This is a genomic window from Vibrio sp. B1FIG11 (genome assembly GCF_905175335.1).
Taxonomy (GTDB): Bacteria; Pseudomonadota; Gammaproteobacteria; order Enterobacterales; family Vibrionaceae; genus Vibrio; species Vibrio campbellii.
Map to the genome: position 1 here is coordinate 2,998,675 of NZ_HG992751.1, position 14,000 is coordinate 3,012,674.

Here is a 14,000-nt window from a genome sequence, read left to right on the forward strand (position 1 = left end):
CTAAATGCGAGGCGCTTAACAGTTGCATTCAACATACAAGCAGTTATTTCTAAGCGTAAAATTAATGGAACTAAGAAGTGATCCAGCTCAAATTCGGCTAGACACTGAAAAATATAAACACATTAATTTCAATGAGTTAGTTAAAACGTCAAAAACGAACAACTTTTTTTGACGAGTTTGTTGCGATCACTGTCACGAATATTGGTGGGTTTAAGCTGGTTTTATAGGATTTTGATCACTATTGGTTATTAAGCGAACCATTAACAACAAACTCAATTGAAACACTTTCGTGAATTAACTCTCATTTCTTCACCGTCAAAACTCGTCAATATTTTTAGAAATGACGATTTTGCCGAACCGTGTTATAGATAAGATGCATATTGAATTCGAGGAGCAAAATATGTTTCGACTCTTGTCCGTGATGTCATCTCTGATCGTCTTTTTTACTTCTTATTCAGTTCAAGCCGAGCCACAGCATTGGCTCGCAAAGAAAGGCGATATGGAATACATGATTATTGGTTCCGTTCATGTGGGTGACAAAACCATGTACCCGTTACCCAAAGCTGTCACTCAGTTCCTCAAAAACAGCGATGGCTTAATCATCGAAGCTGACGTTCGAAATACAGAAGGAGTGACGTACCCAAAAACCTCACTGCTTGCCAAAGATGTTTTAGATAGAACGCAGCGTAAGCATATTGCGGAGATTGCGAGTGACCTAGGTCTACAAGAAGCACAGCTACTCAATGCGCCGCCATGGTCAGCGGCTTTAACCATTCAATTGATGTTAGTGAACAAGCTAGGTTATGCATCCGACCAAGGCGTCGACATGCACTTGATTAATCTGGCCGATAAACAAAAAGTGCCTGTATTGCCGTTGGAAAGTGTGCAATTTCAGTTGGATTTAATCGCAGGACAAAAAGATGGCGGTAAAGAGTTTCTGCTCTCTTCTATTGAAGAATATGACGGTGGCGACAAACTAGTACAGTGCTTAATCGACAGCTGGAAGAGTGGTGACGGCAGCACATTAGAGGAAGCATCCATGAGTGAACAATCAAGTGATGAGTTTAATCAAGCTTTCTTGTACGACCGTAACCGAGATTGGGCTGAAAAATTAGATTCTGGCAGAATGCTACCGAAGAAGTCAGGCCAATACACAATTGTTGTCGGCAGCTTGCATTTAGTCGGCAAAGACAACCTCATTGAGCTGCTCGAAGAACGTGGTTTTACTGTTGAGCCTCTCGGCAATACACACAAAGCCGACTGCGATATCTAATCATCACTACCACATACCCTGCCGACATCTGTGCCCTGACTACCGGGGCACTTACATCCTCTTACACCGCCCCCTCACCGTTAAGTCTACACTTACGCTTCGCTGACAAATCCAGCAATCTATCCGATACTATCGATTCATTCTGTAGACAATCTCAAATCTGATAAAAGCCTTTATGAAGTTCAAAGCCACATTATTATGCCTAGCCAGTGCACTCCTTTTACCTTCGTTAGCGAATGCTAAACCCTCTTGCACAATTGAAAGCTTCGAGCCTATCGATATTGCCCCAGAAACTAGAGGCGGCGTATTCGACAAAGAAAGCGGCCAATTTTTAGTTACCCAAAAGCCAATGATGCGATGTGCGAACATCACTTTTACAACGGCTCACACTCGTAACCGTGTTGCTCATCTGTTGACCCAAAACTTTGAAGCCGGCTACTTTGATGGCAAAACGGGACAATCCCACTCGGTGACTTTTGACGAAGGTGAATTAGAAGCAGGCTATATCCGTATCGGCCCAAACAATCCGCAAACCGCTTACGTGTGTTTCACGACATCCGAAACGCCGATTAAAGACATTAGTTGTGATGTGAAGTAACGGTTCTGTCAACACCTTCGAGACCAAACTTCTTGCACTAACCATCCAACAACACCTCTCGGTTCCTAAAGCGAAGCGTCCTCAAATCTGGAAGCGTAGCGTTCTCGATTCTCGAAGGACGAAGTACGTTCCCTAGCTTTTTCACACATAAAAAAACGGAGCCCAGATGGGCTCCGTTTACTATGAGAACGCTAGTTATAGCATTACTTCTTAGCAAGTTTCTCTTTGATACGAGCAGACTTACCAGAACGCTCACGTAGGTAGTACAACTTGGCACGACGTACTGCACCACGGCGTTTAACTTCGATGCTATCAACGATTGGAGAGTGTGTTTGGAACGTACGCTCAACACCTTCACCGTTAGAGATCTTACGTACAGTGAAAGCAGAGTGAAGACCACGGTTACGGATTGCGATTACAACGCCTTCGAAAGCCTGTAGACGCTCACGGTCACCTTCTTTAACTTTAACCTGAACTACAACAGTGTCACCTGGTGCAAATTTAGGTAGGTCTGATTTCATTTGCTCTTCTTCAAGAGCTTTGATGATGTTACTCATTTTTTAAATTCCTAGAATAAACTGATACTAAATAAATTAGGTTACTTTGCGTTATGTTCACTAATGAACTCAGCAAGTAATTGTTCCTGTTCGTCAGTCAGAGCTAGGTTTTCCAGGAGCTCTGGTCTTCTAAGCCAAGTTCGGCCCAGCGACTGTTTTAGTCGCCATTGACGAATGTCCTTGTGATTGCCTGACATCAGTACCGTTGGTACCTCTTTGTCATCCAATACTTCTGGACGCGTATAGTGAGGGCAATCTAACAAGCCATTTGCAAAAGAATCTTCTTCTGCTGACGCGAAATCCCCTAGTACACCCGGAACAAACCGAGAGACAGAATCAATCAACGTCATGGCTGGTATCTCACCACCCGTCATCACAAAATCACCAATCGACCATTCTTCGTCGACTTCAGATTGAATGATGCGCTCATCTACCCCTTCGTAACGACCACAAATCAGAAGTAAATTCTCATTCGTTGCTAGTTCTTCGACTCCTTTCTGGTCGAGCTTGCGACCTTGAGGAGAAAGGTAAATGACTTTCGTCTTACCCGGTGAGGCTGCTTTCGCGGTATGAATGGCATCGCGCAAAGGCTGAACCATCATTAACATACCAGGACCACCACCGTAAGGTCGGTCATCGACAGTGCGATGTTTGTCGTGAGTGAAATCACGAGGATTCCAAGTCTCAATCGACAAAAGACCTTTTTTAACCGCTTGACCTGTTACCCCAAAATCAGTAACAGAACGGAACATTTCAGGAAAAAGGCTAATAACGCCAACCCACATGTTTATCTCGCTCTGTAATTTTGGAGATTAGAATCCAGGATCCCAGTCAACTTCGATCCGTTGAGCTTCGCGATCAACTTTGATGATCACTTGCTCTTCAAGGAACGGAATTAATCGTTCCTTCTGCCCGAAAGCATCTTTTAGATTTGCTTTAACAACCAGAACATCGTTTGAGCCAGTTTCTAGAATGTCAGATACGACACCTAGATCGTAACCTTTAGTGGTTACTACTTGCATCCCAAACAATTCACGCCAGTAGAACTCATCTTCTGACAATTCAGGAAGTACCGCAGGGTCAATAGCAATTTCAAAGTTCGTCAGTAAATGCGCGTCTTCGCGAATATCCAGACCTTCCAGCTTAGCCACCATACCTTTGTTATGGCGCTTCCAGCTTTCTACTTTGTACTCAACCCACGTACCCTTTTGGTTAATAAACCAAGGGCTGTAATCGAAAATGCTTTCAGCATTGTCTGTGTAGGAAAAAACTTTAAGCCAACCACGAATGCCGTAAGTAGCACCAAACTTGCCTACAACAATCTTTTCGTTGCTCATTGTTTCTTTACCTTTCATCGACATAAACTAGTTTCTACTTCTAAAGTAAAATTAAGCCGCTTTTTGAGCGTCTTTAACTAGCTTAGCAACGCGGTCAGATAGAGACGCGCCTTGGCCAACCCAGTGGTTAACGCGGTCTAGGTCTAGACGTAGACCTTCTTCTTGACCTTGTGCAGTTGGGTTAAAGAAACCAACTTTCTCGATGAAACGGCCAGTTGCAGCGTTGCGGCTGTCCGCTACTACGATTTGATAAAATGGACGCTTTTTAGCGCCGTGACGTGCCAAACGAATGGTTACCATGTCGTCCTCTTTGCTTTCTCAAAAATAAAATTAACCCCAATAATTGTCCAAAAAGCTGAACAATCTGGGGTCTCGTGCCAAAATAAAGCTCCGGAATTTTACTCTTATCCCGGAGCAATGCAAGGGGTTTAGTTACTTTTTCACCAACATAAATTGAAATTCAAGTTTGTGATGTAGCTAACACCCTGAAACTAAAGTCTAGGCAATCGTTTAACGACCAAATGGGTTGAAGCCACCGCCGCCACCCATGCCGCCCATCATACCTTGCATGTTACGCATCATGCCTTTCATGCCGCCCTTCTGCATTTTCTTCATCATCTTCTGCATTTGGGTGAACTGCTTCAGTAGACGGTTAACGTCTTGAACCTGTACACCTGAACCTGCAGCGATACGCTTTTTACGCGAACCTTTGATGATTTCAGGACGTTGACGTTCTTTCATTGTCATTGAGCTGATGATCGCTTCCATTTGCTTGAACATCTTATCATCGACTTTGTCTTTTACGTCTGATGGTAGCTGAGACATACCAGGTAGCTTATCTAGCATACCCATCATGCCACCCATGTTTTGCATCTGACCTAGCTGTTCACGGAAGTCTTCAAGGTCAAAACCTTTCTTCTCTTTGAACTTCTTCGCTAGTTTCTCTGCTTTTTCTTGGTCAACATTGCGTTGTAGGTCTTCAATCAGTGACAGTACGTCACCCATGCCTAGAATACGCGATGCAACACGATCAGGGTGGAACGGTTCTAGTGCATCGGTCTTTTCACCCACACCTAGGAATTTGATTGGCTTACCCGTGATATGACGAACCGATAGCGCCGCACCACCACGTGCATCACCATCCACTTTAGTCAGAATCACACCCGTTAGCGGTAGCGCATCACCGAATGCTTTTGCTGTGTTCGCCGCATCTTGACCTGTCATTGCATCAACAACGAACAGCGTCTCAACCGGGTTAATCGCTGAGTGAAGATCTTTAATCTCACCCATCATTTCTTCATCGATAGCCAAACGACCCGCGGTATCGACAATCAATACGTCGTAGAATTTCTTCTTCGCGTGGTCAATTGCTGCGTTAGCAATATCAAGTGGCTTTTGATCTGGTGAAGATGGGAAGAAGTCGACACCGATGTCTGATGCTAGGGTTTCTAGCTGTTTGATCGCCGCAGGACGGTAAACGTCGGCAGACACAACCAAGACTTTCTTCTTATCGCGCTCTTTCAGAAGCTTAGATAGCTTACCTACCGATGTGGTTTTACCCGCACCTTGTAGACCTGCCATCAAAAGTACTGCTGGCGGCTGTGCTGCTAGGTTAAGCGCTTCGTTAGACTCACCCATTACCGCTTCAAGCTCAGCTTGAACGATCTTGATGAATTCTTGGCCCGGCGTTAGGGATTTAGAAACTTCTACTCCAACCGCTTTTTCTTTAACGCGGTTTACAAATTCACGTACAACAGGAAGCGCAACGTCCGCTTCCAATAGTGCCATGCGTACTTCACGTAGGGTTTCTTTAATGTTGTCTTCGGTCAGACGACCTTTGCCACTGATATTCTTCAGCGTTTTGGATAATCGATCCGTTAAATTCTCAAACATCTTTGTCTCTTCGCTAAAATGGCGATTAATTAGTGTGAGTATACCTTAGCCAACGTCACAGTCATACCCGAACACTGCTCTTATCCTTAACTTGAGGGCTAACTCGTTAATTTCAATATCTCATCTCTCGTGATTGATGAGGCATCGCCCATAGCCGCAAAGAGTAATGCAAGGTATAATTTTCACCATTGTGCACAATAACTCTTAAGATTCATGGATAGCTTAATTGCCATCGCAGCCGCCATTCTTTACGTTTTGGCAATTGCGACCATCATTCCCGGACTCTCTCAGCAGTCTGGAATCAAAGCGAAAACCGTATTTGCCAGCGCGGCATGTGCGTTGGTTTTTCACGCTTGGATTCTGAGTGATCTGATTTTCGACGGTTCAGGACAAAACCTCAGCATTCTTAATGTTGCCTCTTTGATCAGCTTTATTATCTCGCTGGTAATGAGTGTGGCGATGCTAAAGAACCGCCTATGGTTCCTTCTTCCTGTGGTTTATAGCTTTGCTGCCATCAATTTAACTGCTGCTACGTTCTTACCAAGCACCTTTATTAAGCATTTAGAAAACGACCCTAAGCTACTTATTCACATTTCTTTTGCGTTGTTCTCCTACGCGACTTTAACCATTGGTGCGCTTTACGCACTGCAATTGGCGTGGCTCGATCACAAGCTTAAAGCGAAGAAGTCATTAGCAATCAACCCGAACTTGCCACCTTTAATGATGGTTGAGCGCCAACTGTTCAAGATTATCTTGATTGGTAACTTGCTACTGACAGGCACCCTATTGACTGGCTTTGTCTTCGTGCAAGACATGTTTGCCCAGGGTAAAGCACACAAAGGCATTCTTTCTTTCATCGCTTGGATTGTGTACTCGATTCTGCTTTGGGGGCACTACCAGAAAGGCTGGCGTGGTAAGAAGGTTACCTGGTTTGCCGTTGCGGGAGCGACATTGTTAACCTTGGCATACTTCGGTAGTCGCTTTGTGAAAGAGATCATTTTAAGTTGATGTTCTCCATCTATAAAATTGCAATTAATAAGGAGCCTTGTGCTCCTTATCCTTTATATTGATGGGCAAATAAAATAGAGTACCCCTTATTCCATTGACTTAATGGCCAAGCTCGGTCATAAATTAACCAAACACATACAAGGAACAGCAGCGTTTTGGACGACATATCTACGGGTATCTTATTTGCGCTACTCGCGTGTCTTATCGTCATATCAGGTTACTTCTCCGGTTCAGAAACAGGGATGATGTCTTTGAACCGCTACCGCTTAAAGCACTTAGCCAATAATGGGCATAAAGGGGCAAAGCGAGTCGAAAAACTACTAGACCGCCCAGATCGCCTGATTGGTCTCATCCTTATCGGCAACAACCTCGTGAATATCCTAGCCTCTGCCATCGCAACCATTCTTGGTATGCGTTTGTATGGTGATTTAGGTGTCGCGATCGCAACAGGTGCACTCACCATGGTTGTCTTGGTGTTTGCCGAAGTCACGCCGAAAACTATCGCATCGCTTTACCCAGAGCGTGTTTCTTACGCAAGTAGTATCCTTCTTACTATTCTGATGAAGATACTGTCACCACTGGTGATGCTGGTGAACTTCATTACCAATGGCTTTATTCGTTTGATTGGCGTGAAAGCGGATCACACCACTGAAGATCACTTAAGCTCAGAAGAACTGCGTACCGTGGTCAACGAAGCGGGCGGCCTTATTCCTCGTCGCCACCAAGACATGCTGGTTTCGATTTTGGATCTGGAGCACGTCACCGTGAACGACATCATGGTGCCACGTAATGAGATCACGGGGATCGACATCAATGACGATTGGAAATCTATCGTCCGTCAGCTGACTCACTCTCCTCATGGCCGTATTGTGCTGTACCGTGATCAGATTGATGAAGTGGTTGGCATGCTGCGCCTTCGTGAAGCGTACCGCTTGATGCTAGAAAAGAACGAATTCAACAAGGAAACGCTACTGCGTGCTGCCGATGAGGTGTACTACATCCCAGAGGGCACACCTCTGAACGTGCAAATGTTGAAGTTCCAACGCAACAAACAGCGTATCGGTTTGATTGTCGATGAGTATGGCGACATTAACGGTCTGGTGACGTTGGAAGATATCTTGGAAGAGATCGTTGGCGAATTTACCACTTCTATCGCACCAAGTTTATCGGAAGAAATTACTCCGCAAGGTGATGGCAGCTTCTTGATTGAAGGCAGCGCCAACATTCGTGATATCAACAAAGGTTTGAAGTGGAAACTACCAACCGATGGCCCACGTACTTTGAATGGTCTGATTCTGGAGCATTTAGAAGATATTCCAGAAAGCCACTTAAGCGTGCAAGTCGCTGGGCATCCAATGGAAATTGTCGATATTGAAGAAAACCGAATCAAGCTGGTGAAGGTGTATCCAAAGCTGAAAAAGAGCAGTTAAGTACGCCACTTCCAATATTCCAATCAACAAAAAAGAGCCTGACATTGTCAGGCTCTTTTGTTTTCAGCTGTCGAAACTAAAAGCTAAGTTAGTCGATACGTAGCTCTTTCAGCATTGACTCTGGCAGTGCCAATTCATCATTCTTATTCACCGCCACACCCGCTTCTAGAATGTTCTTCGCGATTTGCTTAGCTTCATCCAGAGAGTGCATCGCTGCTGTACCACATTGGTATTCGTTCAGCTCGGGGATCTTGTTTTGGTTTTCTACTTTTAGTACGTCTTCCATCGCTGCAATCCAAGCGTCAGCCACTTGCTGCTCTGAAGGCGTACCAATCAAGCTCATGTAGAAACCAGTACGGCAACCCATTGGTGAGATATCAATGATCTCAACGCTGTCACTATTTAGGTGATTACGCATAAAGCCTGCGTACAAGTGCTCTAGTGTATGAATTCCTTTCTCAGAAAGGATGTCTTTGTTTGGAGCAGTGAAACGTAGGTCGAATACCGTGATGGTGTCTCCTTTTGGAGTTTGCATCGTTTTGGCCACACGAACCGCTGGTGCATTCATGCGCGTGTGGTCTACGGTAAAGCTGTCTAATAAAGGCATTACATCTCTCCTGATTGTAATCACCAACACTCTCAAGTATTGGTCGTTATTTTTTGTTCATTCCCTCACCTAAAAGTCAATTAGATGAGCTAAAAGAACCAGCCGCTGTTGTCTTCTAATTCCTGACGACATTGTTTCAGCTGCCAGCCATATGTCTTTGCGGTTTGCTCTACGCGTCTTGCAACCTTAATCAAGCTTGGTTTGCTGTTATAAGTTCCACGTTTGTAACCGCCACGCCCCTCGTGATAGGCAAGGTACTGGTTGTAAGGATCCCACAACGAGATGCCCAATTGGCGACGAGTTTCATGGGTATACCAACCGACAAACATCATGGAGTCGTCAAAGTTAGTACGTGAACCGCCTTGTCCTGTTGCATCTTGGAAATCATCCCAAGCAGGATCTTGAGCCTGAGCATAGCCGTATGCGCTGCTTACACGCCCCCATGGAATAAAGCCAAGAATGTAATCTTTTGGTGGTCGAGCGTCGTGGCGAAAGCTACTTTCTTGCTTAATGATCGCCATGGCCACGTTGATTGGCGTGCCCCACTCTTCTTCCATATCTTTGGCATCTTCATACCAACCAGATTTTTCTCGGAATATTTCACATAGGTTGTCTTGTTGCTTCGGGGGCGCAGTCGCACAACCGGCTAACATCACGCTCCCAAGCACAGACACCACTAACGGCTTAATGTCCAATCCCTGTCCTTACTACTGATTATTGTTTTAGGTAAGCAAAGTAATCTTCTAAGAAATCATCGAAGGATAACGTGTCACTTTGCTCTGCTTGTTTTTGCTTCTCTACCGATGTCGCAACTTCCGTTTCCATTGCGTCAGCTGAATATTGCTCATAGCTGTGTGCTAGGTTTTCTTCACGGAACTTCATGCCAAGCGCACAACCCACTTTACCTAAACCGCCGTGCTCTTTTGTCAGTTCAAGCAGTTGGCCAGAGATGGTCAGCTCTGGTTCATCAATCCAAGACTCTAGTTTGTCGCAAACTGCTTGGTACGCATTACCACCAGCCGCACTATCCATTTCAACCGCAATCTGGCGAAGATCAGAGAACACTCGGTGTGCCCAATCTTGCAGAGATAGACGCTCTCCTTGGCAACCGATTTGCAGCATCAAGCCTTTCTCACGACCAGAGACAATCACCTTGTTCCAGTTGTCACGCCAGCATTCAAGCTCACAGTTGTCCATTGGGTCTGAGTCAGAAAGCGCTGCCCACGTTAGGAATAAATCAAGGAAACGTACTTGCTCTTCACTCACGCCAACGGCACTGAATGGGTTCACATCTAACGAGCGAACTTCAATGTATTCCACACCGCCACGCTGCAAGGCTTCAGAAGGTTTTTCACCGCTCTTCGTTACGCGCTTCGGACGAATTGGAGCGTAAAGTTCATTCTCAATTTGCAGAATGTTTGAGTTCAGCTGACGGTACTCACCATCCACTTTCACGCCAATCTCTGCAAACTCTTCAGATGGACGTCGAATCGCGTCACTTAAACCATCAAGATACTGGTCGATAGAATTAAAGCCAATCTTAAGCACGCTTTGAGCGCTGTTGGTGTAACCGAGATCACTTAGACGCAGAGAGGTCGCTTTTGGTAGGAATAAAGTCCCGCCAATTTTTTCAAATGGTAGATCGGTTTCACGACCTTGAATGAACGAGCCACACAATGCCGGTGACGCACCAAAGAAGTACGGGATCATCCAGCCAAAGCGGTAGTAGTTACGAATCAGCGCAAAGTACGCGTCTGATTTCGTGTCTTGGCGTGCTTCTTCATCTTGCTCACCATGCAAGGCGTCCCAAAATGACTCAGGGAAAGAGAAATTAAAATGCACGCCCGAGATAATTTGCATCAAGCTACCGTAACGGCGTTTTAGGCCTTCACGGTAAAGCGTTTTCATTTTTGCTGAGTTTGATGAGCCATATTGAGCGAGCTGAATATCATCCTCGCTACCCACGTAACATGGCATTGAAAGTGGCCACATTTTCTCTTCACCCATTTTGGTTTGAGTGAAGTGATGAATGTCTTTCAACTGCCCCATTAATTCAGGGATCTCGTGTGATACTGGCGTAATAAATTCCAGTAGAGACTCAGAAAAGTCGGTCGTGATCCATTTGTTTGTGAACGCTGAGCCCAAACCCTCTGGATGAGGTGTTGTAGCTAGGTGTCCATCCTGACGATAGCGCAAAGTTTCTCGCTCAACACCGCGTCCAAACTGCTTAAATACTTCTGGGTTTGATGCAACTTGTTTTAGTCGCGCAGCAAAATCAGTCAAAATGAGGTTCGCTTATATTGGGAGCAGGACACTCGCCAAGCGTGGCAAGTGAAAGCTAAGTTATTGATATATAATCCATCTAGATAAATAACCCATCAAAAAGTCATTTATCTAGTTAGAAACGAATAGCGGAGAGTCTCCTCTCCGCTATTAAATGTGTACTCTATCGAATGATTTCAAGCTCTTCCACGTCTTTCCCTAACTTTTCTAGTTGAGGGCGAAGGGATTTCGCATCCCCGACAACGACTATCTGATAGTCATTCGGGTCGAACCATTTTTCAGCTAGAGCGTTGAGCGTCTGCTTATCGACAGTCTCAACAATAGCGTTGCGTTGCTGTAAGTAATCTTTATCTAGGTTGTATTTCAAAATATCACTGATGAGTTTGCCTTTCTGTGTTGGCGTCTCGTATTTCAGTGCATCTTTTTGACCGACCGCTTGGCGCATAAATTTCAATTCATCGTCAGTCATGCCTGATTGTGAGAACTCGTTCAATTCATTCTCCATCTCGATGATAGACGCAACCGTCGAATCTGCACGCACTTGCGCTGTAAAGACAACAGAACCTGTTTCTACGTTGCCGGAGAAATAACCATAGGCACCATAAGTGTAGCCTTTGTCTTCGCGAAGGTTTTGGTTGATACGGCTATTAAAGTTACCCGCTAAGTTAAAGTTTGCCAGCTGCCCCAAGTAGAAATCACCCGTAGCATCGTAAGGCATACCTTGACGAACCATCATGACGACACTCTGTGGTGCGCCTGGCTTATCAACCAAATGTACTTTTTGCGAACCCAATGGCGCGATAGCTTGTGGCGCATACAATGGTGCTGCTTCGTCTTCCCAGTTCGCCCAGAAAGACAACTGCTTCTCTACATCCGCTTTATTGATGTCACCAACCGCAATGATCTGGGCACTTTGTGGCGTGTAGTGCTTCGAATAGAAGTCACGCACATCATCCAGCGTCAGTGCCTTCAGTCCTGCTTTGGTGCCATCTTTTGGACGCGCAAAGATAGAATCGCCATACAGCACTTGGCGGCTTGCCTGCGATGCCATCCAGCTTGGTTTTTGATGTTCATACACCAAACCTTCTAGAGCTTGAGCTTTTACGCGGTCGAAGTCTTCTTGCTTAAATGCTGGCGAGAGCAACATTTCTTCGACAATCTTTAGCGTTGGCGCTAGGTTTTTCTCCAGAGAAGAAACGCTGATGTCTGTGGTGTACCCCGTCGCATCAACAGCAATCACACTGCCTAACTTGTCCAGTTCTGCTTGAATCTCTTCAGCTGAATGTTCTTTAGTGCCTTCTTGCAGCATCGCAGCGGTCAACTGAGCAAGACCCTCTTTGCCTTTCTCAACGAATCGTGTCCCTGCAGGCAAGCTAAACTGCATGGTCACGGTTGGTGTCTCGCTGCTCATGGTCCCCAGTAACTCAGAGCCATTCTTGAAGTGGATGTCATACAACTTCGGCATGGTTGCTTCTACTGGCGCACCTGCAGGCGGCTGCACAGAACGATCGAAGTTATCCGTCGCTCGGCGGTACGCCAATTGGTCATCAGTAATCTTTTCGTACTCTGGCAAAGTACGCTTTGGTGTCACAAACGTTGCAGGTTTTACCGCAAGTTCGGTCTTACCACGTGGCACAACGCTCAGCGTTACCTTGTTCTTACCTTGAATGAAATCACTGTATGCTTTCTCTACGGATTCAGGCGTCACCGCACGAAGCTGTTCAAGTTGCTCTTCAATCAGATCCGGTTTACCAAAGAATGTTTGATTCGACGCCAGTTGCGTGACTTTACCTTTCACACTTTCTAGAGCAAAAATCGCATCAGCTTCCGTTTTGCCTTTCAATTGTTCAAGGCGATCTTTGGTTACGCCGTCTTTGGCAAACTTATCCAGCGATGCCATCAGCTCATCATACAACTTGGTAAGATCGCCTTTGTCACCAGAATCTCCCATCGCGTAGACATAGAAGTTACACGACAGCTCAGCACAATCATGGAACGATCCTGCATCGACTGCTTTCTGGGTTTTAACTAAGTCTTGATAAAGCACACTGTTAGTGCCACTACCTAGTACACTTGATAGCGTATCTAGCGACGCTTGATTTGCTTCACCGTTGTAGGTTGTCGGCCATGCCACCATGACCATAGGTTGCTGAATACGGTCTTCTAAGGTGATGAACTTGCTTTCTGCTAGTTTCGCAGGCTGCTTCGGTGCATTTTCAACCTCAGGACCACGAGGGATAGAGCCGAAGTATTTATTCACCCACGCTAGCGTTTGTTCAACATCGATATCGCCACCAATGGTCAATACCGCGTTGTTTGGACCATACCAACGTAGGAAGAAAGCTTTCAGATCGTTCACATCAACGCGATCAAGATCTTCAACATAACCGATCGTCTGCCATGAATATGGGTGACCTTCAGGGTACAGCGCTTCAGCCATACGTTCCCACATCAAACCATACGGACGGTTATCGTAACGTTGGGCACGTTCGTTCTTCACAGTAGAGCGTTGGATCTCAAACTTACGCTGCGATACCGCATCCAACAGGAAGCCCATACGATCCGACTCTAACCACAGCATTTTCTCTAGCTGGTTAGCAGGTACGGTTTCGAAGTAGTTAGTGCGGTCACGGTTAGTGGTGCCGTTTAGTGTGCCACCCGCTTCCGTAATAATTTTGAAGTGCTCTTGATCCCCCACATTCTCAGAGCCTTGGAACATCATGTGCTCAAAGAAATGAGCAAAACCTGACTTACCAATTTCTTCACGCGCTGAACCTACGTGGTAAGTCACATCAACGTGAACCAATGGGTCTGAGTCTTCTGGTGCCAGAATCACCGTAAGGCCGTTATCGAGTTGATATTTCTGGTATGGGATTTTCACTTTGCCTTCTTCCGCTTTCGATGACTCGACGAAAGTAACTCCATCAGGCAATGATGATACAGGGGAGTTTGATACACAGCCCGTGATCACTAATAGTGAGCACGCGCTTACCCAAAACATTCTCATGCGCTTT

General features: G+C 45.5%; 13 protein-coding genes. 4 read left to right on the top strand and 9 right to left on the bottom strand.

The genetic code is table 11. From position 1 onward, the window contains the following. Positions 1 to 400: 400 nt before the first annotated feature. A complete protein-coding gene (locus tag KHO06_RS13800; RefSeq protein WP_212581761.1) occupies positions 401 to 1,273 on the top strand; it encodes a TraB/GumN family protein in 873 nt (290 codons plus the stop codon). A 175-nt stretch (positions 1,274 to 1,448) separates the two neighbouring features. After that, entirely contained in the window at positions 1,449 to 1,871 is a 423-nt protein-coding gene (locus KHO06_RS13805) for a hypothetical protein (protein WP_212581762.1), read from the top strand. A gap of 203 nt (positions 1,872 to 2,074) precedes the next feature. On the opposite strand, the gene rplS is transcribed toward KHO06_RS13805, so the two are convergent. The 5 genes from rplS to ffh all read right to left on the bottom strand — a co-directional run bounded on the left by rplS (position 2,075) and on the right by ffh (position 5,658). Beyond that, entirely contained in the window at positions 2,075 to 2,428 is a 354-nt protein-coding gene (gene rplS / locus KHO06_RS13810; RefSeq protein WP_005379971.1) for a 50S ribosomal protein L19, read from the bottom strand. A 41-nt stretch (positions 2,429 to 2,469) separates the two neighbouring features. After that, positions 2,470 to 3,213 (bottom strand): tRNA (guanosine(37)-N1)-methyltransferase TrmD, encoded by a 744-nt coding sequence (gene trmD, locus KHO06_RS13815; protein WP_005534054.1) that lies wholly within the window; start codon positions 3,211 to 3,213, stop codon positions 2,470 to 2,472. Positions 3,214 to 3,240: 27 nt separating this feature from the next. Then, positions 3,241 to 3,789, bottom strand: coding sequence for a ribosome maturation factor RimM (rimM, locus tag KHO06_RS13820; RefSeq protein WP_005534055.1), 549 nt, complete (start codon positions 3,787 to 3,789; stop codon positions 3,241 to 3,243). 27 nt (positions 3,790 to 3,816) lie between these two features. Beyond that, a complete protein-coding gene (gene rpsP, locus KHO06_RS13825; protein WP_004410028.1) occupies positions 3,817 to 4,065 on the bottom strand; it encodes a 30S ribosomal protein S16 in 249 nt (82 codons plus the stop codon). 210 nt (positions 4,066 to 4,275) lie between these two features. Then, positions 4,276 to 5,658, bottom strand: coding sequence for a signal recognition particle protein (ffh, locus tag KHO06_RS13830; protein WP_005462555.1), 1,383 nt, complete (start codon positions 5,656 to 5,658; stop codon positions 4,276 to 4,278). 213 nt (positions 5,659 to 5,871) lie between these two features. On the opposite strand from ffh, the gene KHO06_RS13835 reads away from it, so the two are divergent. Both KHO06_RS13835 and KHO06_RS13840 read left to right on the top strand, forming a co-directional pair. Beyond that, complete coding sequence (locus tag KHO06_RS13835; protein ID WP_005426660.1) at positions 5,872 to 6,666, top strand: inner membrane protein YpjD; 795 nt, start codon at positions 5,872 to 5,874, stop codon at positions 6,664 to 6,666. Positions 6,667 to 6,821: 155 nt separating this feature from the next. Beyond that, positions 6,822 to 8,096, top strand: a complete 1,275-nt coding sequence (locus KHO06_RS13840; RefSeq protein WP_005426658.1) for a CNNM domain-containing protein — start codon at positions 6,822 to 6,824, stop codon at positions 8,094 to 8,096. Positions 8,097 to 8,184: 88 nt separating this feature from the next. Here the strand turns inward: KHO06_RS13840 and luxS are convergent, their stop codons facing one another. From luxS to KHO06_RS13860, 4 genes are all read right to left on the bottom strand, one after another. After that, positions 8,185 to 8,703: an S-ribosylhomocysteine lyase gene (luxS, locus tag KHO06_RS13845; protein WP_212581763.1), complete on the bottom strand. Its 519-nt coding sequence runs from the start codon at positions 8,701 to 8,703 to the stop codon at positions 8,185 to 8,187. 89 nt (positions 8,704 to 8,792) lie between these two features. Further along, a complete protein-coding gene (locus KHO06_RS13850; protein WP_005438049.1) occupies positions 8,793 to 9,398 on the bottom strand; it encodes a hypothetical protein in 606 nt (201 codons plus the stop codon). A 19-nt stretch (positions 9,399 to 9,417) separates the two neighbouring features. Continuing rightward, positions 9,418 to 10,986: a glutamate--cysteine ligase gene (gshA, locus tag KHO06_RS13855; protein WP_005426650.1), complete on the bottom strand. Its 1,569-nt coding sequence runs from the start codon at positions 10,984 to 10,986 to the stop codon at positions 9,418 to 9,420. A gap of 163 nt (positions 10,987 to 11,149) precedes the next feature. After that, positions 11,150 to 13,993, bottom strand: coding sequence for a pitrilysin family protein (locus KHO06_RS13860; RefSeq protein ID WP_212581764.1), 2,844 nt, complete (start codon positions 13,991 to 13,993; stop codon positions 11,150 to 11,152). Between the last annotated feature and the right edge of the window lie 7 nt (positions 13,994 to 14,000).